This window comes from Peribacillus sp. NPDC097197 (assembly GCF_050278025.1).
Lineage (GTDB): Bacteria > Bacillota > Bacilli > Bacillales > DSM-1321 > Peribacillus.
The window spans coordinates 95619-121391 of the sequence record NZ_JBNNST010000006.1 but is presented as its reverse complement, the minus strand read 5'-3'; the positions used below and the strand labels follow the sequence as shown (position 1 = coordinate 121391).

27 protein-coding genes and 1 tRNA gene are annotated in these 25773 nt (G+C 40.7%); 9 read left to right on the top strand and 19 right to left on the bottom strand.

The window, feature by feature from the left end; genetic code table 11:
- Positions 1–2: 2 nt before the first annotated feature.
- Positions 3–1190, bottom strand: coding sequence for a CaiB/BaiF CoA transferase family protein (locus ACQKL6_RS10090; RefSeq protein ID WP_427651028.1), 1188 nt, complete (start codon positions 1188–1190; stop codon positions 3–5).
- A gap of 423 nt (positions 1191–1613) precedes the next feature.
- On the opposite strand from ACQKL6_RS10090, the gene ACQKL6_RS10085 reads away from it, so the two are divergent.
- Positions 1614–2552, top strand: coding sequence for a DHH family phosphoesterase (locus ACQKL6_RS10085; RefSeq protein ID WP_427651027.1), 939 nt, complete (start codon positions 1614–1616; stop codon positions 2550–2552).
- 61 nt (positions 2553–2613) lie between these two features.
- Here ACQKL6_RS10085 and ACQKL6_RS10080 read toward each other — a convergent pair whose 3' ends face one another.
- From ACQKL6_RS10080 to xylA, 7 genes are all read right to left on the bottom strand, one after another.
- Positions 2614–3627 (bottom strand): aliphatic sulfonate ABC transporter substrate-binding protein, encoded by a 1014-nt coding sequence (locus tag ACQKL6_RS10080; protein ID WP_427651026.1) that lies wholly within the window; start codon positions 3625–3627, stop codon positions 2614–2616.
- Between the two features lie 35 nt (positions 3628–3662).
- Entirely contained in the window at positions 3663–4421 is a 759-nt protein-coding gene (locus ACQKL6_RS10075) for an ABC transporter permease (RefSeq protein ID WP_402867835.1), read from the bottom strand.
- Positions 4354–5196, bottom strand: a complete 843-nt coding sequence (locus ACQKL6_RS10070) for an ABC transporter ATP-binding protein (RefSeq protein ID WP_427651025.1) — start codon at positions 5194–5196, stop codon at positions 4354–4356. The genes ACQKL6_RS10075 and ACQKL6_RS10070 overlap by 68 nt, the downstream gene beginning before the upstream one ends.
- Positions 5197–5514: 318 nt before the next feature.
- Positions 5515–7617: a YhgE/Pip family protein gene (locus tag ACQKL6_RS10065; protein WP_427651024.1), complete on the bottom strand. Its 2103-nt coding sequence runs from the start codon at positions 7615–7617 to the stop codon at positions 5515–5517.
- Positions 7618–7820: 203 nt separating this feature from the next.
- Positions 7821–9323: a xylulokinase gene (gene xylB, locus ACQKL6_RS10060; RefSeq protein ID WP_427651023.1), complete on the bottom strand. Its 1503-nt coding sequence runs from the start codon at positions 9321–9323 to the stop codon at positions 7821–7823.
- Positions 9324–9410: 87 nt separating this feature from the next.
- Positions 9411–10799 (bottom strand): D-xylose transporter XylE, encoded by a 1389-nt coding sequence (gene xylE / locus ACQKL6_RS10055; RefSeq protein WP_403079829.1) that lies wholly within the window; start codon positions 10797–10799, stop codon positions 9411–9413.
- Positions 10800–10975: 176 nt separating this feature from the next.
- Positions 10976–12298, bottom strand: a complete 1323-nt coding sequence (xylA, locus tag ACQKL6_RS10050; protein WP_427651022.1) for a xylose isomerase — start codon at positions 12296–12298, stop codon at positions 10976–10978.
- Between the two features lie 170 nt (positions 12299–12468).
- Here xylA and ACQKL6_RS10045 point away from each other — a divergent pair, with 170 nt between their 5' ends.
- A complete protein-coding gene (locus ACQKL6_RS10045; protein ID WP_402987491.1) occupies positions 12469–13632 on the top strand; it encodes an ROK family transcriptional regulator in 1164 nt (387 codons plus the stop codon).
- 56 nt (positions 13633–13688) lie between these two features.
- On the opposite strand, the gene ACQKL6_RS10040 is transcribed toward ACQKL6_RS10045, so the two are convergent.
- The 3 genes from ACQKL6_RS10040 to ACQKL6_RS10030 all read right to left on the bottom strand — a co-directional run bounded on the left by ACQKL6_RS10040 (position 13689) and on the right by ACQKL6_RS10030 (position 15692).
- Positions 13689–14213 (bottom strand): type 1 glutamine amidotransferase domain-containing protein, encoded by a 525-nt coding sequence (locus tag ACQKL6_RS10040; protein ID WP_402867828.1) that lies wholly within the window; start codon positions 14211–14213, stop codon positions 13689–13691.
- 163 nt (positions 14214–14376) lie between these two features.
- Positions 14377–15285, bottom strand: a complete 909-nt coding sequence (murB, locus tag ACQKL6_RS10035) for a UDP-N-acetylmuramate dehydrogenase (protein ID WP_402867827.1) — start codon at positions 15283–15285, stop codon at positions 14377–14379.
- Positions 15286–15620: 335 nt separating this feature from the next.
- Positions 15621–15692, bottom strand: a tRNA-Val gene (locus ACQKL6_RS10030).
- Between the two features lie 215 nt (positions 15693–15907).
- Here ACQKL6_RS10030 and ACQKL6_RS10025 point away from each other — a divergent pair.
- Positions 15908–16129 (top strand): hypothetical protein, encoded by a 222-nt coding sequence (locus ACQKL6_RS10025; protein WP_402867826.1) that lies wholly within the window; start codon positions 15908–15910, stop codon positions 16127–16129.
- 39 nt (positions 16130–16168) lie between these two features.
- Here ACQKL6_RS10025 and ACQKL6_RS10020 read toward each other — a convergent pair whose 3' ends face one another.
- On the bottom strand, positions 16169–16726 hold the full coding sequence (locus ACQKL6_RS10020) for a phosphatidylglycerophosphatase A family protein (protein WP_402867825.1): 558 nt from the start codon (positions 16724–16726) through the stop codon (positions 16169–16171).
- Positions 16727–16901: 175 nt separating this feature from the next.
- Between ACQKL6_RS10020 and ACQKL6_RS10015 the strand changes: the two genes are divergently transcribed.
- The 5 genes from ACQKL6_RS10015 (at position 16902) to ACQKL6_RS09995 (ending at position 19779) form a co-directional block, all read left to right on the top strand.
- Positions 16902–17624, top strand: a complete 723-nt coding sequence (locus ACQKL6_RS10015) for an alpha/beta hydrolase (RefSeq protein ID WP_402867824.1) — start codon at positions 16902–16904, stop codon at positions 17622–17624.
- Positions 17625–17702: 78 nt separating this feature from the next.
- Positions 17703–18218: a YjcG family protein gene (locus ACQKL6_RS10010; RefSeq protein ID WP_402867823.1), complete on the top strand. Its 516-nt coding sequence runs from the start codon at positions 17703–17705 to the stop codon at positions 18216–18218.
- A gap of 4 nt (positions 18219–18222) precedes the next feature.
- Complete coding sequence (locus ACQKL6_RS10005; protein ID WP_402987485.1) at positions 18223–18651, top strand: GNAT family N-acetyltransferase; 429 nt, start codon at positions 18223–18225, stop codon at positions 18649–18651.
- Between the two features lie 143 nt (positions 18652–18794).
- The gene (locus tag ACQKL6_RS10000) at positions 18795–19058 is read left to right on the top strand and encodes a hypothetical protein (protein WP_402987482.1); all 264 of its coding nucleotides are present in this window, start codon (positions 18795–18797) and stop codon (positions 19056–19058) included.
- Between the two features lie 229 nt (positions 19059–19287).
- Positions 19288–19779: a spore coat protein gene (locus ACQKL6_RS09995; protein WP_402867820.1), complete on the top strand. Its 492-nt coding sequence runs from the start codon at positions 19288–19290 to the stop codon at positions 19777–19779.
- Between the two features lie 54 nt (positions 19780–19833).
- Here the strand turns inward: ACQKL6_RS09995 and ACQKL6_RS09990 are convergent, their stop codons facing one another.
- Positions 19834–20130, bottom strand: coding sequence for a hypothetical protein (locus ACQKL6_RS09990; RefSeq protein WP_402955906.1), 297 nt, complete (start codon positions 20128–20130; stop codon positions 19834–19836).
- A gap of 149 nt (positions 20131–20279) precedes the next feature.
- Here ACQKL6_RS09990 and ACQKL6_RS09985 point away from each other — a divergent pair, with 149 nt between their 5' ends.
- On the top strand, positions 20280–22553 hold the full coding sequence (locus ACQKL6_RS09985) for an ATP-dependent helicase (RefSeq protein WP_402987479.1): 2274 nt from the start codon (positions 20280–20282) through the stop codon (positions 22551–22553).
- A 56-nt stretch (positions 22554–22609) separates the two neighbouring features.
- Here the strand turns inward: ACQKL6_RS09985 and ACQKL6_RS09980 are convergent, their stop codons facing one another.
- The 6 genes from ACQKL6_RS09980 to ACQKL6_RS09955 all read right to left on the bottom strand — a co-directional run bounded on the left by ACQKL6_RS09980 (position 22610) and on the right by ACQKL6_RS09955 (position 25637).
- Complete coding sequence (locus ACQKL6_RS09980) at positions 22610–22864, bottom strand: stage VI sporulation protein F (protein ID WP_402867817.1); 255 nt, start codon at positions 22862–22864, stop codon at positions 22610–22612.
- Between the two features lie 112 nt (positions 22865–22976).
- A complete protein-coding gene (locus tag ACQKL6_RS09975; RefSeq protein ID WP_402867816.1) occupies positions 22977–23141 on the bottom strand; it encodes a YjcZ family sporulation protein in 165 nt (54 codons plus the stop codon).
- Between the two features lie 106 nt (positions 23142–23247).
- Positions 23248–23604: a stage V sporulation protein AE gene (gene spoVAE, locus ACQKL6_RS09970; RefSeq protein ID WP_402867815.1), complete on the bottom strand. Its 357-nt coding sequence runs from the start codon at positions 23602–23604 to the stop codon at positions 23248–23250.
- Positions 23605–23620: 16 nt separating this feature from the next.
- Positions 23621–24646 carry a stage V sporulation protein AD gene (gene spoVAD, locus ACQKL6_RS09965; protein WP_402867814.1) on the bottom strand — a complete coding sequence of 342 codons (1026 nt, stop codon included), beginning with the start codon at positions 24644–24646 and terminating at the stop codon, positions 23621–23623.
- A 3-nt stretch (positions 24647–24649) separates the two neighbouring features.
- Complete coding sequence (spoVAC, locus tag ACQKL6_RS09960; protein ID WP_402867813.1) at positions 24650–25120, bottom strand: stage V sporulation protein AC; 471 nt, start codon at positions 25118–25120, stop codon at positions 24650–24652.
- Between the two features lie 19 nt (positions 25121–25139).
- Positions 25140–25637 carry a YhcN/YlaJ family sporulation lipoprotein gene (locus tag ACQKL6_RS09955; protein WP_402867812.1) on the bottom strand — a complete coding sequence of 166 codons (498 nt, stop codon included), beginning with the start codon at positions 25635–25637 and terminating at the stop codon, positions 25140–25142.
- Positions 25638–25773: the final 136 nt, after the last annotated feature.

The window sequence follows — 25773 nt, the reverse complement described above, 5'->3', positions numbered from 1 at the left end:
TCCTAAATAATTTTATTTTGTTTGAATTTGGTTATGTCTTCCGGGTTATACCCCAATTCGGCTAAAATGGATTCTGTATGCTCCCCATACAGCGGTGGATGCTTTCTCATCGTGACCGGTGTTTTTGAGAGTTTTAAAGGCGACCCAGTCATTCTAAGGTTTTCAACTTTTGGGTGTTCCATTTTCACTAACATTTCCCTTGCCTGTATTTGAGGATCCTCGAACATTTCGGCAATGGTTTGAATAGGACCATTAGGGATTCCCGCTACATCCAATTGTATTTTCCACTCATTCTTCGTCTTGCTTTTTAATAAAGCTTCTATAATCGGTATTAATTCCTCTTTATTCTGCAAACGATCTTTATTGTGCATAAAAGGTTCATGATCCGCCAATTCCGGCCTTCCCAAAACCGCCGTGAATCTCTTAAATTGCTCATCATTCCCTACTGCCACGACCAGCTCTCCATCACTTGCATGGAAAACTTGATAGGGGACGATATTCGGATGTTGGTTTCCCATCCGCTTAGGAGCTACCCCGCTGAACAAATAATTGCTGGCGACATTCACTAAGGAAGCTACTTGACAATCCATCAATGCAATGTCGATCTCCTGACCTTCCCCCGTATTGTTCCGATGATGCAAGGCTGATAAAATTCCAATGCAAGTATATAATCCGGTCAATACATCGGCTATCGCCACCCCCACTTTCATGGGGCTTCCATCACTCTCGCCCGTGATGCTCATCAGGCCGCTCATTGCTTGAATGATATAATCATAGCCTGGTAAATCTTTATAAGGACCGGTTAATCCGAATCCTGTGATTGACGCCATAATCAAATGAGGATTCACTTCTTTTAATTGTTCATATCCCACACCCATTTTTTCCAGTGTGCCTGCCTTGAAGTTTTGAACGACAATATCCCCTGTCGATACTAGCTTACGAAATATTTCTTTCCCCTGTTCAGACTTTAAATTCAATGTCATACTTTCTTTGTTGCGATTGGCACATAAATAGTAAGCGCTTTCTCCCCCGGCGAAAGGTGGACCCCATCCTCTCGTTTCATCTCCTGATTCATGATGTTCCACTTTGATAACTTCCGCTCCCAAATCACCAAGAATCATCGAGCAGAACGGTCCCGCCAATACACGAGAGACGTCAATGATCCTTATTCCTTCCAAGGCCCCTTTCATCACCTCACCCCTTTCCGATTGTTGAAATATACAAAAAGAGCCAGTAAAACAAACAATGTGATTACATTGTACGTTTCACTGACTCTTATCCATGGCTTGTCTTCCGACAAAGGAAGATCAAGTGAACAAAGTCAATTTTATAAATACTCTTTTAAAACAAGCCGGCCATGCAGCAAGGTAAGTCACTGTCATCGGTTTGGTAAATTAAGTATAAGATAGTTATTTGAATTTTGCAATAATTATATTCAGATTATGGATATTGATCGTTCGCAAATTTATCATGATCGTTGTTCTCCTCCCCCTTTACACTAAAGGTATGGAGAATGAAGCTCTCGCCTTGCTTCTTTCCCCTTCTGTCTATAAAATTTAAAGATATAAACGCTTAGTTCGACAAGTCCATTAATGGTAAGGGGGGATTTGACAGTGGACGATATAAAGAAAGAAATCGTTGAAGCCATCAAGCAATATTCAACGATCATCATTCACCGCCATCTTAATCCAGACCCGGATGCACTGGGGTCTCAAATCGGACTTCTACACGTGATAAAGCACTCATATCCATCCAAGGTTGTTCATGCAGTGGGAGAAGAAGTAGGTCGGCTCCAATTCATTGGAAGGATGGATGTTATACCCGATGATGTTTATAGAGATGCATTAGTGGTTGTGTGCGATACCGCTAATCTTTCACGCATTAGTGATTCACGATACAAAATGGGGAAAAGGTTGATTAAGATCGATCATCATCCCGATCAAGAGTCCTTCGGCGATCTTTCGTGGGTGGATCCTTCTTTCAGCTCAGCAAGTGAGATGCTTGTTGACCTATGTTTGGGTTTCCCTGATGACCTTAAATTAAACAAAGAAGCTGCCCGTGCCTTTTATACCGGCATCATTGGTGATACCGGTAATTTTCAAAAAGGCAAAATATCTCCCGGGACTTTAGAAATCGCATCGATATTACGGTCGTATAATTTTCAGCCAGAAAGAATCCACAACTTCTTGAATATAAAAACCAAGCATTCTTCCCATCTTCAAAGGGATATTATGATGAGCTATAAGAGGACCGATAAAGGGGTAGCCTACTTCGTCATGACTGAGGAGATGTTAAGCAAGTATGATATAGACCGGACCGAAGCCTCGAATTTAATTAATACTCTTTCCGGGTTAAAAGGAGTGAGGATTTGGGTGTTCTTCATAGAATATCCCGAAGAAATCCGGGTCAGGATCCGTTCACGAAACACCCCGATTGATTCAGTTGCACGCATGTTTAATGGGGGAGGGCATCCCTTTGCGTCCGGAGCGAACATCCCTACTTGGGAGACAGTTGATCAGGTCATACACGCTTTGAACCAAGTTTGTCCCTGAGTTGGTTGGTGAAAGAAGCGTAAGAGAAACGCCCGAGCCATATGGCCCGGGCGTTATGTTTTTATTTCGATACTTCTTCAAGAGTCGATAAATCGATCATCCCTTTAATATCGGCGCTAGGAATGTATCCAGCCTCTTTACTAATATCAGCCATTTCCTGAATGACGTCCTCATTAACATTCGTTGTCACTTCCAAGCGTGAAAAGGCAGCGGCCACCTCTTCCTTGCTTAATTCTTTTCCAGTCAAGTCCTTAAGATGCTTAATGACTAGCTCTTGGCTTTCTTCCGGATTGTTTTGGATGAAATCAACCGCTTTTTTGTGGGCTTTCAAATAGGCAGTGGAAAGACCTTTTTTATCTAAGAACTTCTGGCTTGCAGCCACCACTGTGTTTGGTGAATCTTTGCCCCAAGCAAATTCATCCCAGTTAAGCAATAGCTTCCCGTTTGCTTGATTTTCCAAAACGTATCCCCAAGGTTCCTGAGTAGCAGCTGCATCCACTGTTTTTTGGACAAAAAGTGCTGCTGTGTCAGCAGGTGCTGATGCAAATAACTCCACTGTACCACCATTTGTAGTCGGTTTAAGGCCAACATCTTTAAGGGCCTTTCTAAGCATGACATCCTGTGTGCTTCCGATGACAGGAATCGCAACTTTTTTACCGTCCAGATCTTTTAAATCCGAAATTTTACTGCTTTCACCTGACACAAGAACTGCTCCACCGTTTACAGCCCCGGAAATTAAGTGGTATTCCGGATTTTTCACGTAAAAGTTAAGTAACGGACCAGGACCGGTTGTTCCGACATCGATAGCTTTCGTAGCCATCGCTTCCATAAATAGCCCACCGTTGGCCACTGTTTTCGTTTTAATGGTTACATCTTCACCGAATTCTTCTTTAAAGTAGCCCTTTTCAAGCGCAATGATTGTTGCACTATGAGTCAGGTTAGGGAAATACCCGATATTCACGGTTTGTTTTTCTGAATCTTTTCCTTCTTCGTTATTCGAAGATTCTGTGCAACCACTTACTATCCCAATTAACAATACGGACATAATAAGAGTAAATAATGATTTTTTCAGCATCTGTCTCTCTCCTCTTAACCTATTATTTTATTAACCTACCTTTGATTAACTCCCCATTTAACTTGAACATTACGTTCCAAGCGGGAGAAAACAACGTTATCTACAATGGTTCCAATAATCGCAATGATGATCATGACGGAAATAACCAGGTCCATTTGACCGAGCGATCTTCCCATTTCCAGAAGCTGCCCGAGACCTCCGCCTCCTCCGAGTAACTCACCTGCCATTAATGCACGCCAAGAGAATGCCCAAGCGATTCGAAGACCAGAAATGATTTGTGGGACAGATGCGGGCAGAATCACGGTTCTCAAGAAATGAAATCCGCTTGAACCATAAGTTTTAGCCACTCTTTGATATAGCTGGGGCACATTTTTGAACCCGCTTGTTGCATTGACTGTCATCGTCCAGGTCGCGCCGATGGTAACGATAAAAAGGATGGAAAAATCATTCAAGCCAAACCAGATGATTGCTAACGGGAACCATACGATACTTGGTATCGATTGTAAGGCTGTTACAACAAAACCAAGCGTATCTTCTACAAGCTTATAACGCCAAATGAAGTATCCTAAAATTAGACCGATAATGATGGCGATGGTGAACCCAATCAAGATGCGTCCCATGCTCTTTCCGACAGCTTCGGTGATTTGTCCACTCACTATTCCATTAAACAGGGTTTCAAGGACCTGAGTCAGGCTAGGAAACATGAAATCCGGAAGGCTTGATAATCTAGATGTGACTTCCCATATCCCCGCTATCATCGCGATGAATATGATTCGTCTTAAAGCTGTAATCATTCCCCATTTCCTCCTTCAGCACTTTTTCAATTTCCTCCTGTAAAATCGATAATACCCTTTGTTCGGTGTTCAACGTCACACTATCCGGCATGACCCCATCTTTCATGGAAGGAACGGAAATCGTCTCTTTGATTTTTCCCGGGCGGGTTGCAAAAACTACGATTTTCTCCGAAAGCTGAACTGCTTCACGAATATTATGCGTGACAAAAAAGATCGTCACTTTTGTTTTTCTCCAGATTTCAAGTAACTCTTTATGCAATACCATTCTCGTCTGCTCATCAAGTGCAGAAAATGGCTCATCCATCAATAGAATATCCGGTTCCATCACAAGTGCTCTGGCGATGGCGACTCTCTGCTTCATTCCACCTGAAAGCTGATGTGGATAGGAGTCTACATAGCGACTAAGATGAACCATTTTTAAAATATCCAACGCCTTTTCTTTCGCTTTTTCTTTAGGCATTTTCTTCAACTTCAACCCGTACGTGACATTTTCAAGCACCGTCAACCAGGGAAATAACCCTGCTTCTTGAAATACAACCACTCGTTCGGGTCCCGGCTTCGAAACCTTTTTTCCAGCCACCCGGATGTCGCCTGAATCTGCTTTATCGAGACCGGCTATTAAATAAAGAAGAGTCGATTTGCCACAACCTGACGGCCCAACGATTGAAACAAAGCTTCCCTTTTCAACCTCTATATTGATATCATCGAGTACCTTTATACTTTCTTTCTTTTCATTCATAAAGCTTTTTTGAATTCCGTCTACTGTTAAATACACTGAAGACACCCCACTTTTAAATCACACTAATTGACTATACATTATTCCTTAATAATGATTAATCCAATCGTTTTTGTCAACTATAAAAATGCAAGAATTCTAACTTTTTTGTATTTTGTTGCCACCCACCAAATTATGGATATATACTACAATACTACATATTTTAGTAAAATCTATTTTTTAATATGATGAGCAAGGAAAAACAACTTCCCCTATAGGTAAATCGACTATTTTAAAATAATAATCCACTGCCTATGTATACAAAAAAAGGTTCCTGCGTCCAGAAACCTTTTCTTTATTTCATTTGCAAAGTCTGATTTAAAAAAGTCTGCTTCGATATAATTTATCTTTCATTTTTTGTGTTCGACGGTGAAAAGGCTTCTTCAGGATCACACCCAATAAAAGGGTTACCAATATAAAGAGTAACAACACCAGAATATCTTTTGTAGCAGTAGTCCAAGTGATTCCACCGACAGCTTCACGAAGTAAGCTAACGGCATAGGTAAATGGCAAGAAAGGATTGATATGTTGAAAAAAAGGCGGCGTCACTTGAATGGGGAAGGTCCCACCGGAACTTGAAATTTGAAGGACCATCAAAATCACGCTGATCCCCTTGCCTACATTTCCAAGAACGGATACAAATGTGTATACAAGTAGTGTAAATACTGCACTAATCAATACAGAAAACAAGACAAACTCCCATTTATCTGCAACATATACCTCGAGAAGAAGAAGATTCCCTATGGATACGATTAATGCCTGCATGCATCCAATAATTAAGAAAATTAGGTACCTTCCTATATATATCTGATATGGACTATACACTTGTTGAGAAATATCCACGCTCAGTATCGAGATTAATACTGTCCCCCCTACCCAAAGCGAAAGAGCTGTGAAGAATGGCGACATCGCCGAACCGTAGTTAGGAATTGGGAAAAGACTATGTTGATTAAGAAGGACGGGTTCTGAAAAAAAGTCACTTTCTTTCTCAATATCATTTCGCAAAAAACGAATGACATCCTCGATATTATAACTCTTGTCTATCTCTCTCATTTTATTAGCAAGCCCTCGGATTTTGTTCTCAACCTCTGGAAAGTTATTCTGTAACCTATCGATTTCCTCTATCCGTGATAATAAGGTTTGATTGCTCTCTCCCAATAGTGCTTTAACCTCAGGAAGGGCTTGTCCCCCTTCCTCCAGTGTCATTTCCACTTTTTCTAAAAGTGCATGTGCTTCATTCCCTAGCTTTTCAAATTTCACCCCTGTATCGTCTTGATAATCGGTTTGCAGTTCGTTCAATACACTAAGGTTGCTTTCCCCATGACCAGTAAGTGAATCAAAGGCTTGTTCATTCAATGCCTGCAGTTGGTTTGACGTATTTTCGCGCAACTCATTTACGGAATATATCTCTGGTTGTAACACGTTTTTCCCATTGAACTGATTGACCCTCACCAATAGATTATAGATACTTTCTAATAAGTACCTATCCTTTTTCAGTCTACTTCTTCCTTCTTCTGTCAGTTCATATACTTCATCGTCGGTTAAACCTTGCTCCTTCAATCGGTCGGCTATTCCTATAACCGATTCATTATCACTCCTTACTATTGCAAGGTCATCTTCTAGGAGTGGATTAATGGCATGAAAAGCCGCTTGAGCTGAATCAACATAAACGGAAACATTGGATACCATTTGTTCTTTTTGTGATGTAATATTTTCTACCGCTTTCAGACTATCGTTGACCTTTACAATTATGTCCTCAGCTTTAGTCACATGCTTATGGACTGTGTTAATACTTTGTTCAAGGTCGGGCAACTCCCCTTCTAAAACGTACACCATATTCTTCATTTTTTGGATCGTCGGAAGCTCGTTTTGCAACGTGATTCCCAGTTCATTAAAAATGGAGAGTATACTTCCACTGGCCGTTTTAACGAAGCTTTTGCTGACATTGTCCACAATGCTATTGGCTCCTGCCGCCGTCATTTTCGGTGCGATGCTATTGATTTTTTCGTTTACGTAATAATCGATTTCGGCCTTGATGGGATCCTCCGTCATGATGGTCGCTATATGCTCAGAGAAGTTTTCTGGAATGATGATAGATGCGTAGTAATCCCCATTCTTCACTTTTGAAATTGCTTCCTCCTCCGTCGTGAATCTCCAGCCAAGGTCTGAATTTCCCTTTAACCCTTGCACCACTTCTTCTCCTATATTTATCGATTCACCATTCAACTCCGCTCCCCTATCGTTATTGGCAACCCCTACGAGGATTCCTCCCGTATTTGCGTATGGGTCCCAAGAAGCAACAATATTAAACCAAGCGTAAATGGAAGGAATCAACATAAGAAAAATGATAACGATACACACAAATAAATTTTTATAAATACTTTTTATATCATCTATGAAAATTCCCCAAATCTTTCTCAAGACAGACCTCCGGTATTCATTTTCCATAGTAGTATGGGGGTAGGAAGATGCTTCAATACCATGTAAACATATCCATCCTTTCACATAAAAAGAAGTAGCTATCAAATGACAGCTACTTCTTTCAGGATTATTCATTTTTTCTTCTATATAAAGCGAAAGAATATCTCTTCCTGGAAGAATTGACCTCGTTCGCTCATTCTGGACTAATGATTGCGGAAAATCTTCAGCTCTGCATTCAGTTCCTTTGTCTGATTATATACCTTTTTGTACACATCAAATAGCAAGGCATACTTTTCGACATTAGCCGTTATCGGCTTATAGGACTTTTCTTCTGAAATGAATACCTCTGCACATGCTTGCAACGAATCATACCAGCCGCTACCATATGCAGCAAGCATTGCAGCACCAACTGCTGGGCCCTGTTCACTTGATAATTTAACGATCGTCGCATTGAAAACATCAGCCTGCATTTGTAGCCACGTTTCATTTTTTGCTCCTCCACCAATGGATATGACCGTATCGATCAACTTCCCGTTTTTTCTGAATATGTCGATGGATTCATTCAAAGAGAAAGTAATGCCTTCAAGGACAGCCCTAGCAAAATCAATTCGCTTATGAGAAGAATCCATGCCAATAAAGCTTCCACGAATGGTCGCATCGGGATATGGTGTCCTCTCGCCAGATATATATGGGGTAAATAATAGACCATTTGCCCCTATTGGAACGTTAGCAACACCCTTCAGAACCGTATCGAATTCTTCCCCACTTGCAAAAGTATCCTTAAACCAGCTTAAGCTATGCCCTGCAGATAAGGTCACACCCATTGTGTAAAAAGTATTTTCTTCACCATGATTAAAATAATGAACTTTTCCTCCAAAATCACGGTCATTCTTTTCTTCATAGGAGAGAACCACACCAGAAGTACCGATACTGCAAAGCGTTTTCCCCTCGGAAAGGATGCCCGACCCGATTGCACCACATGCATTGTCGGCCCCTCCGGCAAACACTTTTGTTTTTTTCGCCAAACCCGTTTGGACTGAAAAGTCTGCTGTGATTTCTCCGACACACTCACTCGATTCTACCAAAGGCGGACATAGTGTTACGTCGACACCGACAAGTTCACACATTTCACCGCTCCATTGTTTTTTTGCCACATCCATTAGAAGAGTTCCGGCAGCATCGGAATATTCACTATGTATTTTTCCTGTCATCGCATAACGAACATAGTCTTTTGGCAGCAGGAAGACATCTGCTTGATGATAGATTTCCGGTTCATATTGCTTGACCCAAAGCAATTTCGGTAGGGTAAATCCTTCAAGCGCCTGATTTTTTGTGATTTCCAATAGCCTTTTCTCGCCAATACATTCATAAATTTGACGGCATTGTTCCGTTGTTCTTGTATCATTCCATAGAATCGCATTTCGAAGGACATTCCCTTCTTGGTCCAATAAAACAAGACCGTGCATTTGCCCGGAAAAACTAATTCCTTCAATGTCATTTGTGTCCCCATCGAATTTCCTGACTAACTCACTGAGCGCTTCTGTCGTCTTATCAACCCATCCCTTGGGATCTTGTTCATTGAACCCTGGTTGTACCTGTATGAGGGGGTATGACTTTGAAATCTCGTCGCACACCTTTCCTTGTTGATTCATCAATAAAACCTTTACCGCACTCGTCCCTAAATCCACGCCGATGACATATTTCATGTTCCACCATCCTCTATTCAATTTAGAAAAATGTGCTGGAAATCCTTTTGGGACCCAGCACATCATAATGAAACGTATTCTTTATTGTCAAGCCGATTTCGTCCAGATATTTTCCATATCCTCCAACGTCTTTCCTTTCGTTTCCGGTATGAACTTCCATACGAAAATGGCCGAAAGAACACTCATTAAACCATAGAACCCATATGTTAAAGCACCACTGTACTCCATCATCATAGGATATGTGGCAGATATTAAGTAATTGGCGATCCATTGGGCTGCAACAGCGATGGCAACGGCCTGGCCTCGAATTTTGTTCGGGAATATTTCTGAAATCAATACCCAGCAAATAGGTCCCCACGACATCATGAATGAAGCCGTATATACAATAATGAATACTAACGTGCTAATCCCAATCACATTGGCGTACGCCATTCCTGCTACTCCAAACATTCCTATGGCCATTCCTATGGAACCGACTACGAGTAATGGTTTTCGTCCCCATTTATCCACGTTCATGATGGCAATAACAGTAAAGATAACGTTTACAATTCCCATAATGATGGTTTGCATCATCGAAGCATCTTTTCCTGCTCCCATGCTTTCAAAAATGCGCGGAGCATAATACAAAGCAACATTAATGCCGACAAATTGTTGGAAAACAGATAGGAGAATGCCTATGACGATTACTAGTTTACCGTAAGATAATAATTTCCCACTGGATACATTCACCGTTTGTTTAATATCATTAAAAATGGACTTTGCCTCAACAGCTCCATTAATCTTTGTTAATATTGCCAGTGCTTTATCATTTTGATGTTTCAACGCAAGATATCGTGGTGTTTCTGGAACAAATATCAGGAGCAGACCAAACAATAGAGCCGGAATTGCTTCCGAAGCGAACATGTATCTCCAACCGATGTCATTGATCCATTCTACTGTTTGCCCATAAGCGATGGCCCAGTTAACGAAGTACACGACTAACATCCCAAGAATGATGGCAAATTGATTAAAGGATACCAATTTACCTCGGATATCAGCAGGAGCAATCTCCCCTATATACATAGGGACGATTGCTGAAGCCAAACCCACTCCAATGCCGCCTATAATCCGATATACGTTAAACGTGAGCAATAACGCTATCGTCGGTTCGCCTTTTGTGAAAAATAAAAACTCCGGATAAGCGGACCCTAAAGCAGAAAAAAAGAATAACAGAGAAGCTAGGATTAATGAATTCTTACGCCCGAGTCTACTTGAGATCATCCCGGACAGCAAACCTCCGATGATACACCCAATCAATGCACTTGAGGTCGTTGCCCCGTGGGCTAAAGACCCGAGACCTAAACTCGTAATGAAGTAGGTTTCAAGGGATTTTTCCGCCCCGGATATTACAGCCGTATCATATCCAAATAGCAATCCACCAAGTGCCGCTACTAGTGTAAGTGAAAAAATATAAAGTGAGTTACGATTTTTTTTCATAGTTTCATAGAGTTAGAATAAACCCGTAAAAGAAAAAAGCCAAGGTAATTCCAGCAGTTTCTTTTCTTTCACCAATTAAACTCTTTCTCCATAACCCCCTCTACTTGAATTAGAAGATATGACTATACGTGAATCCAATCATAAATCGTATGCTAGTTCCTCCCTCCATTCACCTTTTATTCTGCAATTGCCTTAAGAATGTATTTGTTCAATATGCCTTTTAAGTATTCTTGTCTGCCCGATTTATTTTGGATTTCACCAAGACCAAGTGCATAGTCTTCCAATTTACGAAAATCTGTTTTCCCTTCAACAATTTCCAAGCCGATTCCGGCGGTGTAACTGCTGTAACGATCCGCAATGAAATCTTCCAACACTTTGTCTTCAAGTAACTTTTTCGCAACCTTAGTACCAATCGCAAAGCTATCCATTCCAGCAATATGCGCATGGAATAAATCTTCGTAATCGAAAGATCCCCGTCTTACTTTCGCATCAAAATTCAGACCGCCTGTTCCAAGACCCTCGTTTTTAAGGATTTCGTACATCGCCAACGTCGTTGAATACAAGTCAGTCGGGAATTCATCCGTATCCCATCCAAGCAACGTATCCCCTTGGTTTGCATCGACGGAACCAAGCATCCCGTGAGTACGGGCAACATGCAATTCATGTTCGAATGTATGGCCTGCCAATATTGCATGGTTTGCCTCGATATTAAATTTGAAATGATCCTTCAAGCCATACGTCTGTAGAAAAGCAAGACCCGTTGCGACATCGAAGTCATATTGGTGCTTCGTCGGTTCCTTTGGTTTTGGTTCAATCAAGAACTGGGCATCGAAACCAATCTCTTTGGAGTAATCCAGGGCCATATGGAAGAAGCGGGCCAAGTTATCCAGTTCTAACTTCATATTCGTATTAAGAAGCGTATCGTAGCCTTCACGTCCGCCCCAGAATACATAATTTTCTGAACCTAACTCCTTCCCTACTTCCAATCCTTTCTTCACTTTCGCAGCCGCATAGGCAAATACATCCGCATTCGGCGAAGTTGCTGCACCGTGAACCCAGCGAGGATTAGAGAACATATTCGCCGTATTCCAAAGTAATTTCGTCTTGCTAGTCTTCAAGTATTCCTTGATCATGGCCACAATTTCATCCATGTTCTTATTTGTCTCCCTCAATGTGTCTCCTTCAGGAGCGACGTCGACATCATGGAAACAGAAGAATGGAACGTCCATTTTTTCAAAAAATTCAAAGGAAGCTTCCACACGTGCCTTTGCTAGGTCCATTCCCGTAAATTTATTATATGGACGGAGCATTGTTGGTTGTCCAAATGGATCTGTACCATCTGCAGTGAATGTATGCCAGTACGAAACGGCAAAGCGTAAAAACTCTTCCATCGTCTTTCCGTTAATCATTTCTTCCGGGTTGTAATATTTAAAGGCAAATTGATTTGAAGATTCTGAACCTTCGAACTTTACTTGACTGATTGTTTCAAAATAACCCATAGTTGTATTTCCTCCTTAAATAGAATCGAATTGGAATCGCTTCCATTATTTATAAAAATATAATACCAGCAAAAACTTAGTTTGTCTAATGAATATACTAAGTTTTTTTGAATATTTTTGTTATAATAAAACTTACCTAAAATCCATTATTATTAAAAGGAGATAGAAAGATGACCTGGAGCCAGCAACTAATGAAAGTGAATAACAAGCAGGCCATTTTAGAAACCATCCTGGAATGTGCACCGATATCTCGGGCAGATATCTCTCAGCATCTCGGACTCACGAAGGGGACTGTTTCTTCTCTCGTCAATGAATTATTGGAAGCTAATCTTTGCATTGAATCAGGGCCAGGAGAGTCTAGCGGTGGAAGACGTCCAGTCCTGTTGTTGTTTCAAGAAAAGGCCGGCTACTCGATTGGAATAGATCTTGGAGTAAATTATATGTTAGGTATACTTACTGATCTCAATGGTGACATTATAGGGGAAATTAGTAGGAATACGAATAATGCAAACTACCAAGAAACTTTTGATCGTATGAAAGAAATGATTCAATCTTTAATAAAAACTGCCCCCGAAAGCTATTACGGAGTGGTAGGAATCGGAATTGGTATTCCTGGAATCGTTAATAACAAAGGGGAAATTTTACTTGCTCCGAACTTAGGTTGGAAGAATGTTGACCTAAAAAAAGACATGGAAGAAGAGTTTGGTCTCCCTGTCATCATAGAAAACGAAGCAAATGCCGGGGCCTATGGAGAAAAGAAATTTGGCGCCGGCAAAGGCCATGAACATCTTGTTTACGTAAGCGCGGGTATGGGCATTGGGGTCGGCATTATCCTCCAAAATGAACTGTACCGCGGAGCGAATGGATTTTCCGGAGAAATGGGCCACATGATCATTGACGTTCATGGAAAGCCCTGCAAATGTGGAAGCAAGGGTTGCTGGGAATTATACGCATCCGAAAAAGCATTGATTGAACGGGCATCATCACTTTTCCAGTTGGAAGAAACCACGCTTGAATCATTGGTTGATCAGGCAAGCCATAATGAAGGAATCCGTGACCTTTTCAAAGAAATTGGACAATATCTTGGGATTGGCATTAGCAATATTTCCAATACCTTCAACCCTCAGCAGATTATTATCGGAAACCGCCTAGCTATGGCCAAGGACTGGTTAAGGGATTCCATAGTGAAGGTAGTTGAAAGCCATGCCCTCCAGTTCAATCAAGAAAAATTGCATATCAGCTTTTCTGATTTATCTTCCTATTCCCCTTCATTAGGGGTATCGGCCCATGTAATCGAAAATTTCTTGAAAACAAATTTGAATCACATAAATTAATAAGTTTATATGAAACAAAAAGTGATTTCTCCCTCAGGAAAAACCACTTTTTTGTTTCATTTCTCTTCAATTACCCGAATCAATTCCCGTAAATAATCGGGAAGATCCGGTGGACGTCTGCTCGATACCAGGTTTCCGTCCACCACAACAGGTTCGTCCATCCAATGTGCCCCGGCATTCTCCATATCATCTTTGATTCCGGGCGTACTTGTCACCTTCTTCCCTTGCAAAATTCCTGCCGAAACCAAGACCCAACCCGCATGGCATATTTGGCCAATCGGCTTCTTGCTTTCTTCCATACTCTGAATCAGAGAAATTACTTCAGGAAACCGACGAATCTTATCAGGTGCCCAGCCTCCTGGAACAAGAATCGCATCATAGTCTTCCGCTTTGATGCTGCCATAATCAAAATCTGAATCGGCTGGCACACCATATTTACCAATATACGTCTCATTTGCCTTTTCTCCGGCAAGATGGACGATGGCCCCTTCTTCCCTCAATCTTAAAATCGGATACCAAAGCTCCAAATCCTCGAAATCATGATGCACAAGACTGATTACTTTCTTTCCTTCTAAGCGCATATATCCCTCTCCTTCTATAACTTGTTCCCCTTAACTTAAAGGTATACTTCCCCCTTTTGGTAACTCGTACACTTTTATCTTTAAGTGCCTTTTTAAATTTCATCCTGGGATCTGATAAAAAGAAAAAAAGACTTTCTAATGAACGAAAGTCTTTTTTAGGATATTAGTCTTCTCCAATTATTTTCACTTCGGTTTCAAGCTCCACGTCGAATTTCCTTTTAACGGTGTCTTGAACATATTGAATGAGTTCCAAATAATCGGTGGCTGTTGCGGAACCAACATTTACGATAAATCCAGCATGTTTAGTGGAAACTTGAGCTCCACCGATTTGCTTTCCTTGCAAACCGCTATCCTGGATTAATTTACCTGCAAAGTGTCCAGGCGGACGTTTGAAGACACTTCCACAAGACGGAAATTCAAGCGGTTGTTTAGATTCCCTCTGGAAAGTAAAATCATCCATTTTACTTTTAATGTCTTCGTATTCTCCCTTTCTTAATAAGAAGGTAGCTTCTAATACCAGTAGTTTTTCTTTTGAAAAGCGGCTAGAACGATAGCCCAGTTCTAATTCATCCTTTTTCAAAGTCTGCAAATCTCCAGAACGGGTGATGACCAGGGCTTCCTGTAGTACATCTGAAACTTCTCCACCATATGCCCCTGCATTCATATATAAAGCCCCTCCAACAGAACCGGGGATCCCGCAAGCAAACTCTAAACCAGTTAGACTATTTTGTAACGCGTATCGAGAGGCTTGAATGATAGCAGCACCACTTTGAACGGTGAGCTTATTACCCTCCAATTCCATGCTTGCTATATCAATAAGGGTCATGACGATACCTCGTATGCCCCCATCTTTAATAATCATATTAGAACCATTCCCCACGATGGTTAAGGGTAAATGGTTGTTAAGCGCATAAACATATATCGCTTGGACTTCTTGATAGTTTGTAGGCATTACGAAGAAATCTGCCTTGCCACCTGTTTTTGTAAACGTATATTGATGTAGCGGTTCATTCATTCTCACATTACTTGGATGTACAATTCCCTGAAGATCTAAAAAAATTTGTTTACTCATTTATACAAACTCCCATTAAAAATTTTAGAAAAAAGAACAAACATTTCATTTCTTTTTGTACACATTAATCGTTAGATATTTCATTCTATGCTTCATATAAGCGAAAAACAACGATTTACACTTATTTATAACCTGCCATTTATTCCAATAACCACACTTTTCAATATTTAGTTATGGCTACATTCCCCGGTTCACCATTAATGAATGAAGGAAAGAGGAGCTCATCCCCACCAGTAGAACTCTAAAAAGAATCCTATATGTTTCTCAGGATCATCCAGTAAAACCATAATAAAAAACGGCGAAAACATTGATTGTACAATGCTTACGCCGTTGGATGACCTGTGAGGGATTCGAACCCACGACCCCTTCCCTGTCAAGGAAGTGCTCTCCCACTGAGCTAACAAGTCGTATGTAATAGTTGGCTTGCTCTGTTACTTAAGTACATAATTTATTATAAGTTCTTTTCGACAAAAGTCAACGAATTATTTAAAAAAAGTTTAGCGTTTGCCTTTAAATAAAAGATATGGAACAAGACAAGAACAAATGTTCTTTATTTCCTTGCATAACAAACGTATGTTCGCATATAATATAAACAAGAAAGATAGAAACGGAGGCCAGCGGAATGAAATATATCATTCGGAAACATATGGATGAAAAGGTTCCTTTAGAAATCATTTACCTATCTGAAAATGGAAAGATTACACAGCGCAGAATTGAAGTTCTTGAAGTATATTCAGGTTATATCCGTGCCTTTTGCTTTCTTCGGCGGACAAAACGAACGTTTAAAATAGAAAACATCCTCTCTGCCCGCCTTATTAAGTCCAGGTATGATAGGTCAGGATAATCCCGATTACTACCTAACGCATCATTGATTGTTCCAAACTTATCCGATTAATTCCTCTTCTTCCTGTATATCCTTTTCTTGTTCAGTTAAAGATTCTTCATCATCTCTTAGACGGTGTGCCAATCTTGAGGCAGCGCTTGCTGCAATGCTTGCAACAATATCATCGAGGAAGGTATGCACGACTCCCTCTTGCTTCTTATCCAATTCGTGAATGACGCCTATTTTATTCTTATCCAAATGTCCAAAGGTTGTCACGGCAATGCTTCCATAACCAAGTACGGCACCAAAGGCAATCGTTTCATCCACTCCAAACAGACCTTCATCCGATTCGACAATGGATTGAAGCGGTTCCGATAGCTTCTTTTGTTCTGCCAGTCGATCAAGTTCAACACCAACTAAAATGGCATGTTGAATTTCTCTCTTTAAAAGCACCCTTTCAACACTTCTAATACATTCCTCTAATTTCAAATCAGCTTTATAAGGGAATTGTAGTTCAAAGACAATCTCTGCAATAGCCTCCACACTTACACCACGATCTAGTAATGTTTGTTTAGCCGCTCTTGTAACTTCCCTGCTATGGACGCGTACATCTGCCATTTTATCTGCCTCCCCTTTTTTTGATATCTTTCCATTATACCATTAAATATTCTAAATATTTGGAAAATAAAAGAAAAATCACTTTTCTATATCCTTCAGACAGGAAAAAGAAGGATGGCTATGCTAAAATAACTAAGAACATTATTTTCATTATAAATTCATAGAGGTGCGGTAAATGAGTTTACGCAAAGGCACGATAAAAGAATATATGTTTAGAAGTGAGGCGTTATCTGAGGAATTAGAGCTACTTGTATATTTACCGGCTAATTTTTCACCACTTTATAAATATACGCTTGTCATAGCTCAAGATGGTCGAGATTATTTTCAAATGGGTCGAATAGGTCGTGTGACTGATGAACTTTTAGGAAATGGCGAGATTGAGAATATTATAATCGTCGGCATTCCCTATAAAGATCGGTTTGACCGTAGACGGAAATATCATCCTGATGGTGAACAGCACGAAGCCTACATACGATTTCTGGCCCATGAACTTGTTCCATTTTTAGATGAGGAATTCCCAACCTATCAAATGGGACATGGCCGGGCATTAATGGGGGATTCTCTTGGTGGCACGGTTTCCCTGCTCGCTGCACTTAAATATCCACATACATTCGGTAAATGCATCATGCAGTCTCCGCTTGCCAATGAAGAAGTGATGAATGCTGTCCGTAGTTTTGAGAATCCTCATCTCCTCGAACTGTATCATGTGATTGGAACCGAAGAGACTGACGTTCCCACTACAGATGGGAACCGGGCAAATTTCATAGAACCCAACCGGGAACTGCATCAATTGTTAAAACAAAAAGGATTCCCTTGCTTCTATGAAGAATTTGAAGGGAATCATACGTGGAAGTTTTGGCAGGCAGATTTAAAAAGGGCCCTTCTAGAAATGTTTTAACCTCGGTTAGAATGGTAAAAAAATGCATTTGGACTAGAGTTTTCGAAAAATTAAATTATAATCTTAGGAGGTAACAATATGAAATATGGTGTTGCAATTTTCCCTTCAAAAAAACTTCAAGATTTAGCAAACTCCTACCGGAAACGGTATGACACAAAGTACGCATTCATTCCACCACATCTCACACTTAAACAACCGTTTGAAGCGACTGAAACGGAAATTTCAGCAATCGCAGAACGCTTGAAAGACATTGCACGGAAGTTCCAGCCTTTCTCCTTAAATGTGACGAAAGCGAAATCCTTCCAACCCGTCAGCAACACCATTTATTTTAAAGTGGAGCTGTCAAAGGAACTTGAAGACTTACACGAAATGCTTCATGATGAGAATTTCTTCAAAAATGAAACAGAACATGCTTTCGTTCCACATATAACGATTGCACAAGATCTATCTGATAACGAACATTCGGATGTTTTAGGTCAATTAAGCATGCTTGATGTAAGCCATGAAGAAGATGTCAAAAGAATTCATTTATTGTATCAATTGGAAGATGGAACATGGACTGTATATGAAACATTTCGTTTAGGAGCTGAATAATTTCGTGTTTGTAAAAATTGTTGAAAACGAGCAAGAACGTGGATATGCTTACACCATAAGAAAAAGAGTGTTTGTAGAGGAACAACATGTCCCACTTGAAGAAGAGATTGACCAATATGAAGAAGACTCCACCCACTTCGTTTTATATAACGAGGAAGAGCAGCCTATTGGTGCGGGGAGATTTCGAATCATTGACGGGATTGGTAAGGTCCAGCGCATCTGTGTACTCTCTAACTCCCGTAAAACTGGGGCTGGTGCCCTGATCATGAATGCCATTGAAGAATTTGCGATTTCTCATGACATCTCTCAATTGAAGCTCGATGCTCAATTACATGCCATCCCCTTTTACTCGAAATTAGGGTATGAAATCATTTCCGAGGAATTTATGGATGCAGGGATTCCCCATAAAACGATGAAAAAAAAGATTTCCTAATAAAAACGCTGTTCCCTTGGAATTTCCACAGGGGACAGCGTTTTTTTATATATACCATTCTCGTAAAAATCCCTTCCCATTCTATGTCAATATTCACAAATAAACATAGTCTATATATAGAAAGCAAGAAGGAGGGAAATTTTATGAGTAACAATGGATTCAACATGGATGAATCTCAAAAAAGGTTAATGGAACTACTCGTTTCAAGGACTTTGAGAAAGCATGGTGTCAAAAAGGATAAAGTTGATTTGAGTGATAAAGAAAGAAGTCACTTAAAAGAGACCATACAGTTTTTACAGAAACAATCTGAAATGCTTATCAATCAAGAGAAAAGCATTACAGAAAATGATGTGAATCCCGTCACAAATTCTCACCACACTAGTTATTCCGATACCAAAGACAAATAACTAACATTCCTCCTATTCAATTACGCTCTTTTCGGTATGAAGCGCAGACTGGACCTTGCTTCTTTACCATTCATTCTGAACACTTCATTCCATGATGCTTCATCCGTTCGCACAAACTCTTCAAAAAAATATTTGAAAATAAACGAATGAATTGATTTATTCGTCCAACCAAATTTACATGCATAGCATATTTTAATAGGGAATTAAACCCTAAGGAGGAAAAAACGACATGAACCAAAATGTATATCATAGCAACAATTGCAATACAACAAAACATTCTGAAAGATCATGGTCGGCTCTAGACAATAACACCAACCATCCCCTAACATCATTCTGTGAAGAATCCGCAAACGAAATTGAACAAGAAGCTAAACAGGATAATTCGCAACTCCAACTATCTGAAGAGCTTGTTTACATTAAAGATTCTTGTAATGTAAGAGTAATCTCTACAGATGTTAAAGCGGCCCTTTCTTTACAGACGGCAATCCAAGCAGCCATCGCTGTCATCGTCAGCATTTCCATTGCAGACACTGACCAAGCGGACCGCATTACTCAAGAATTGATTCAATCTTCTAATGTTAAACAAATTACACGTCAAAAAACAATTGTTGAAAACAGCCGTGATATCGAAATCACTACAACCGATGCTCAAATCGCCGTTAACATTCAATTGTTACTACAATTATTGTTAGCTCTAATTGTAGAATTAGACGTTCTTTAAGAGTGAACACAAAAAGGACACATAAATGTGTCCTTTTGTATTTCTATCGAAGTTTCAAACCATTTCGTTTACATATCCTCCTTTTCCTGTCATTTCAGCCGTGATTTCCTCTTGAGCCCTCATTAGTAAATGGTTCTTATACGCACCTGCTCCAGGTGATCTGTCCTGATTCATATTCGTGACATGGTCAAATTTTTCCGACCGCTTCGTTTCGTCTTCCAACACTTGGTCAAAACGAATTGGCTGAATGGGTGTCGTTCCATCAACGATTCTTGGCTTTCTCTCCGCTTCTACTGTCCGGTTTGCGTATTGAATGTATTCGAATTGCGTTACTGGCGCTATGTATCCCATCATTAACCCTCCTCACTATATAGGTTCTCTTGTCATTTACATACCCACTCCAGAATGAAACGAAACATCTTTTCCGGATTCTTTTTTTCTATTTCTCTGGTAAAATGGAGATTGCCGATATTTTTAATAGATTTGAGGTATCCATTTATATGAATCAAGCAAAATCGGGAAATGAAATCATACATCTACTTACTGTTTCGGCTAGTGAGCTGCAGACACTCTTTGAAAAAGGAAAACGTGATCAGCTCTCTTGTGTCATATGTGATAAGCCAGTGAAATTATTCATTGGCATTCATGAAACACCTTATTTTTATCACAGTGACCCTTCACGACCTGCTTGTGAAATGCCAAATCCTATATCAAAACCTGAAACTAAACCTTTAGAATACATGGAACAAAACGGATTCAGAATTCCTAAATCACGCACCATTACTGAAACGAAGACTGTTATCGAACCGTTTTTGAAAAGTCGGACCATTACAGGCAATCCTCCCTATTTGGATAAACCATCCGTCCGCACTGAACTTTTGGATCCTTACTTTCAGGAACTATCTGAAAAAGGGATCATGCTTGATGCCGAACAGTTAAAAGCAGTAAAAACGATAGAAGGTCCCGTCCTTGTTTTATCCGGGGCTGGAAGCGGTAAAACCAGAGTATTGACGGTAAGGACTGCCTATATGCTAACTGTAGAAAAAATAAATCCTAAAAGCATTATGCTTGTAACCTTTACAGCGAAATCTGCAAAGGAGATGCAGCAGCGGCTAATCAGCTACCCTTATATGTCCCCTTCCCTCGTCTCTCAAATTGTTAGTGGCACCTTCCACAGCATCTTTTATAAAATCTTGATCTTTCATGAGCCTGCAAAATGGCAACGGGACTTCCTGTTGAAGTGGAATTGGGAAAAAGAAAAAATATTGAAGCAGGCCGGTCGGGAGTTGGAGCTTGATGAAAAGGAATTTGCCTATGATCAGGCACTTCAGCAAATCGGCCTCTGGAAAAACTCGTTGATTTTTCCTGACGATGTCAAACCGAATGATGATTGGGAGAAATCCTGTCTATTCCTATATAAAAAGTATGAAGCGTATAAAGAACAAACAAGTAAATATGATTTCGATGATATGCTGGTAGGTTGCTACGTATTTTTGAAAAGCCATCCTGAATTGTTATTGAAATATCAACAACGGTTCCGCTATTTTTTAGTGGACGAGTTTCAGGATATTAATAAAGTTCAATATGAGTTGATAAAACTCCTTTCAGCGGAAACAAAAAATGTTTGTGCAGTTGGTGATGACGATCAAGCCATCTATTCATTCCGTGGGAGTGATCCAAAATATATCCTGAATTTCAACCATGATTTCCCTGGTTCCCAAGTCGTGAAGTTGACCGAAAATTACCGTTCTTCCCATGAGATTGTTGCTACGGCAAATAGAATGATAAAACGAAATCAGCATCGGATGGATAAAACGATGCGGGCACAACATAATCAAGGGAATCCAGCTGTGTTATTCTATCCGCATGATGAAGAGCTCGAAGCGACGATGATCGTGACCGACATACAAGAAAAGATATCCAAAGGTGCCAATCCTGGTGACTTCGCCATCCTTTACAGGACCCATACGATGTCGCGTGCCATTTTTGAAAGACTGGCATCTTCCAACCTTCCCTTCGTGATCGAAAAGGATGCGGATTCTTTTTATCAACGGCGGGTCATCCATGGCATGCTTGCATTCATGCGCTTAAGCCTGCACCCTCAGGATAGCAAGGCCGCTTCTGACGTCCTTTCTTCCTTGTTTTTAAAGCAGAGTGTCCTACAGGAGCTAAAAGCCCAGACGATCTTGCAAGATTGTGACTTTATCGATGCTTTTGCTTTTGTAAAAACGGGACATGCCTTTCAAGAACGTAAGTTAAAAGCAATACCGGCACAAATCCGTTCTATAAAGACCATGTCCCCGCTCGTGGCTTTAGAAGTCATCGAGAAGGATTTGGGCTATCAGGAGTATGTAAAGAAAAGGGGAAATGAAGCCCACTTGGAAAAAGGTTCGGATGATATTCGTGATTTGAAAGTGGCTGCTAATCGGTTTCCCACAGTCGCTTCCTTCCTCGACCATGTCGATCATATGACTGCCATGGTTCAGGAAGTGAAACAGCTATCCAAGCACTTTAAAGATGCCATTCAGCTCACGACGATTCACCGCTCTAAAGGCCTTGAATATCAATCTGTTTATATTCTGGCTGCGGTTGATGGCAGCCTTCCCCATGACTTTGCATTGGATTCGTATCGTAAGGGTGAACTTGGTCCTCTTGAAGAGGAAAGGAGATTGCTTTATGTGGCGGCGACCCGGGCCAAAAAGAATCTTTATATCTCTGTCCCGCAAACGAGACGTGGAAGGACGGCCCACCCATCCAGGTTCTTGAATCTTTAAAGATATCCAGGGAAACAGACAGGAGCCTGCAATACTGCAGGCTCCTGTTTCGCTTACTATTTTTTATTCATCATATTGGAAATTGTCCCGAAATCCAGTTTATTTCCCTCAGCAACGATAGAATGTACGATTTTGTCTTCCATTTCCTTGTTGACTGGTTTATTGGCTATTTGAGATACCCTTTTAATTACATTCCTGACAGTCGTTTCATCTTTAAAATTGGCACCCTGTAGTGAGTTTGCCAATTCCATAACATCCTTCATGTTTACACCCGTTTTTCCTTCTATGTTTTTAAACAAATTATTATCCATGCCTAAGCCCCTCCTTTTCTGTATCTATCTTATGGAAGGATGAGGGATATGTGCAAGGTCCATAAAAATCAATAAAAAAAGGAATAGGCAAATACAGCCTATTCCAATTACACTAACAGAAAGAAGCCCCGACAATAACTAATAGGATAAACAATACTACGATCAAAACGAACGTGGATCCAGCGCCAAATCCGCCGCCACCGTATGCTTCGCCTCCATATCCATAGCCATAGCCTTCATTGCAACCACCACATCCGTAGCCACCATAACCAAACATATTACAATCACCTCGCTCTCAAATTGAGCTCACTGATAATATATGTAAGGTGGGACAATATGTATAGGCCATGTCCTAATCGTCATGCCTATTTCTTATGAATGGTTCATCCTTTCGGTTTAAACACCAAAGCACCGATAAATCCAAAGATGATAGCTGCTGAGATACCCGAACTTGTGATTTCAAACATTCCTGTAAGGACACCGACGATTCCATGTTTTTCTGCTTCCAACATGGCTCCGTTCACCAGGGAATTCCCAAAGGAAACAATGGGAATAGTCGCCCCTGCCCCTGCAAAGTCTACAAGCGGTTCATATAACTCGAAGCCTCCCAGTATGGCTCCTATTACAACGAATAAGCTTAGTGTATGTGCCGGGGTTAGCTTAGCCAAATCGAATAAAAGCTGGCCGATTACACAAATCAAGCCTCCGATGACAAAGGCCCAAAAAAACATTGCTAACATCCTAATCTCTCCTTTTTCATGTATTTGTCCCATACTCAATGGCCACCGCATGGGCAATACACGGAATCGATTCTTTTTGCTGATACGTTAACGGTGACAATAATGCCCCTGTTGCAATCAATAATATCCGTTTATATTTCCCCTGACTCATTTCATTTAATAAATGACCGTATAACACGGCTGCGGAACAACCGGCACCACTTCCACCAGCTAAAACAGGCTGATCCTTTTTATAAATGATCAATCCACAGTCTTTGAATTTTTCCTGGTTGATCCTACATCCTTTTTCCTTCAAAAGATCCAACGCCGTGGACCTTCCTATCTGCCCTAAATCACCAGTGACAATCAAGTCATAATGGTCAGGGGTAAGACCCGTGTCTCTGAAATGAGCGATAATCGTATCTACGGCAGCGGGTGCCATTGCCCCCCCCATATTGAAAGGATCCTTCAACCCCATGTCAATGACTCTTCCAATGGTAGCGGAAACAACATGAGGGTATGCCTCCTGCCTCGTACCATTTGGAGTCACCAAAGCTACCCCCGCACCGGTTATCGTCCACTGAGCAGTAGGTGGTTTCTGTCCCCCATACTCTGTTGGATAACGGAATTGTTTTTCGACGGCTGCATTATGACTAGACGCCCCTGTCAGCACATAGTTAGCCCCACCGTAATTGGTGATGAAGGCTGCCAGGGCAAGACCTTCCATCGATGTAGAACAAGCACCGAACAAACCGAAGTACGGAATCCCATTGGTTCTAGCTGCCAGACTGGTGGGTGTAATCTGGTTGATTAAATCCCCTGCCAGAAAAAATTGCACTTGTTCCTTTTCAATTCCCCCTTTTTGCAGGGCAATCTCCACTGATTTTTCCATCAAATGACGATGGGCCTTTTCATACGAATCCTGCTCCATCCACAGGTCGCTGTACAGAATGTCAAAGTCACCCGGAATTTCACCATTTGCTTCAAAAGGTCCGCCCGTTACACCCGTACTTAAAATGATTGGTTTATTAGCGAACGTCCAAGTTTGTCTCCCCTTTAGCATCGATTAACCCCCTATCATCTGAATAATCGTTTTGATTAAAGCCACGACGAAAGCGGAAAATACACCAAATAGAATGACCGATCCCGCCAATTTAAACATATTGGAACCCACACCAAGGACGAATCCTTCCGTACGATGCTCGATGGCCGCTGAGATGACCGCGTTACCGAAGCCAGTAACAGGTACGGCACTACCAGCTCCAGCAAATTGCCCAATCCGGTCATAAAATCCGAAGCCCGTCATTAAAAGAGCAAGAAATACCATGGTTGCAGTGGTTGGGCTCCCGGCCGTCTGCTCCGTGAAATTAAAGAAGTAAATATAGAAATAAGAAATGGCTTGTCCCACTATGCAGAAAATACCGCCTACCAAAAAAGCTTTTAGACAATTGGTCAAGACAGGCCTTTTAATCTCGTGCTTGCCTTGAAGCTGTTTATATTCATCTTGCTGTGGGGTCGTCTTTTCCTTTCCGCTCATACTTTGAAACCTCGCCTTCTTATATTAATTCCTTATGAAGCTCAACTATTTCTTTGAATTTCTTTTTCGCTTTCTTTTCTGGTACATCTTTTTCCTTAAGCAATTCATCCAACCTTACTGACTCCAAAAAGATTTTATAATCGCTGGAAATGATAAATTTATACTTTGGATACTTGTCTTCCAATTTTTTTGTCACGTTTTTATCGATTTTTTTCATATGAAAACGCTGTAGATGCTTAACTTTATAAGCCACGAGGATTTTCTTACCATTTTTGACAACGATCACATCATAAATTTCGTCTTCATCACTTACCATCTCCTTAACTTTCGTAATGAGTCCTTTTTCATCTTCTTCATCTTCTCCGTGAATGATATCCATCGGTTCCGGATTCGTTCGCTTGATTAAAGCCAATCCTTCTGTTTTCCCATCATCTTTACTGCTGCAGCCAGTTAATAGGAGCATAATGACTGCTAGAGACATCCAGCTAACATATAAAATTCTCCGTTTTCTGAACATAGAATCACATCCTAATTTAACGTTCTATTATTATCTTCTTGTTTATCCCATTTTTTATGAATGGTAGGATTAGGAAATAAAAGAAACCCTTCCAAAGAGGAAGGGTTCCGTTTATTTAATAGGCTTTGTTTTTTTT

What these genes read in the sequence shown, in the direction of transcription:
- ACQKL6_RS10090 (WP_427651028.1), bottom strand. Translation starts at nt 1,190, where the DNA reads ATGAAAGGGGCCTTGGAAGGAATAAGGATCATTGACGTCTCTCGTGTA.
- ACQKL6_RS10080 (WP_427651026.1), bottom strand. Translation starts at nt 3,627, where the DNA reads ATGCTGAAAAAATCATTATTTACTCTTATTATGTCCGTATTGTTAATT.
- ACQKL6_RS10075 (WP_402867835.1), bottom strand. Translation starts at nt 4,421, where the DNA reads ATGATTACAGCTTTAAGACGAATCATATTCATCGCGATGATAGCGGGG.
- xylB (WP_427651023.1), bottom strand. Translation starts at nt 9,323, where the DNA reads ATGAAATATGTCATCGGCGTGGATTTAGGGACGAGTGCGGTAAAGGTT.
- xylE (WP_403079829.1), bottom strand. Translation starts at nt 10,799, where the DNA reads ATGAAAAAAAATCGTAACTCACTTTATATTTTTTCACTTACACTAGTA.
- xylA (WP_427651022.1), bottom strand. Translation starts at nt 12,298, where the DNA reads ATGGGTTATTTTGAAACAATCAGTCAAGTAAAGTTCGAAGGTTCAGAA.
- ACQKL6_RS10045 (WP_402987491.1), top strand. Translation starts at nt 12,469, where the DNA reads ATGACCTGGAGCCAGCAACTAATGAAAGTGAATAACAAGCAGGCCATT.
- ACQKL6_RS10040 (WP_402867828.1), bottom strand. Translation starts at nt 14,213, where the DNA reads ATGCGCTTAGAAGGAAAGAAAGTAATCAGTCTTGTGCATCATGATTTC.
- murB (WP_402867827.1), bottom strand. Translation starts at nt 15,285, where the DNA reads ATGAGTAAACAAATTTTTTTAGATCTTCAGGGAATTGTACATCCAAGT.
- ACQKL6_RS10025 (WP_402867826.1), top strand. Translation starts at nt 15,908, where the DNA reads ATGAAATATATCATTCGGAAACATATGGATGAAAAGGTTCCTTTAGAA.
- ACQKL6_RS10020 (WP_402867825.1), bottom strand. Translation starts at nt 16,726, where the DNA reads ATGGCAGATGTACGCGTCCATAGCAGGGAAGTTACAAGAGCGGCTAAA.
- ACQKL6_RS10015 (WP_402867824.1), top strand. Translation starts at nt 16,902, where the DNA reads ATGAGTTTACGCAAAGGCACGATAAAAGAATATATGTTTAGAAGTGAG.
- ACQKL6_RS10010 (WP_402867823.1), top strand. Translation starts at nt 17,703, where the DNA reads ATGAAATATGGTGTTGCAATTTTCCCTTCAAAAAAACTTCAAGATTTA.
- ACQKL6_RS10000 (WP_402987482.1), top strand. Translation starts at nt 18,795, where the DNA reads ATGAGTAACAATGGATTCAACATGGATGAATCTCAAAAAAGGTTAATG.
- ACQKL6_RS09995 (WP_402867820.1), top strand. Translation starts at nt 19,288, where the DNA reads ATGAACCAAAATGTATATCATAGCAACAATTGCAATACAACAAAACAT.
- ACQKL6_RS09990 (WP_402955906.1), bottom strand. Translation starts at nt 20,130, where the DNA reads ATGGGATACATAGCGCCAGTAACGCAATTCGAATACATTCAATACGCA.
- ACQKL6_RS09985 (WP_402987479.1), top strand. Translation starts at nt 20,280, where the DNA reads ATGAATCAAGCAAAATCGGGAAATGAAATCATACATCTACTTACTGTT.
- ACQKL6_RS09980 (WP_402867817.1), bottom strand. Translation starts at nt 22,864, where the DNA reads ATGGATAATAATTTGTTTAAAAACATAGAAGGAAAAACGGGTGTAAAC.
- ACQKL6_RS09975 (WP_402867816.1), bottom strand. Translation starts at nt 23,141, where the DNA reads ATGTTTGGTTATGGTGGCTACGGATGTGGTGGTTGCAATGAAGGCTAT.
- spoVAE (WP_402867815.1), bottom strand. Translation starts at nt 23,604, where the DNA reads ATGTTAGCAATGTTTTTTTGGGCCTTTGTCATCGGAGGCTTGATTTGT.
- spoVAD (WP_402867814.1), bottom strand. Translation starts at nt 24,646, where the DNA reads ATGCTAAAGGGGAGACAAACTTGGACGTTCGCTAATAAACCAATCATT.
- spoVAC (WP_402867813.1), bottom strand. Translation starts at nt 25,120, where the DNA reads ATGAGCGGAAAGGAAAAGACGACCCCACAGCAAGATGAATATAAACAG.
- ACQKL6_RS09955 (WP_402867812.1), bottom strand. Translation starts at nt 25,637, where the DNA reads ATGTTCAGAAAACGGAGAATTTTATATGTTAGCTGGATGTCTCTAGCA.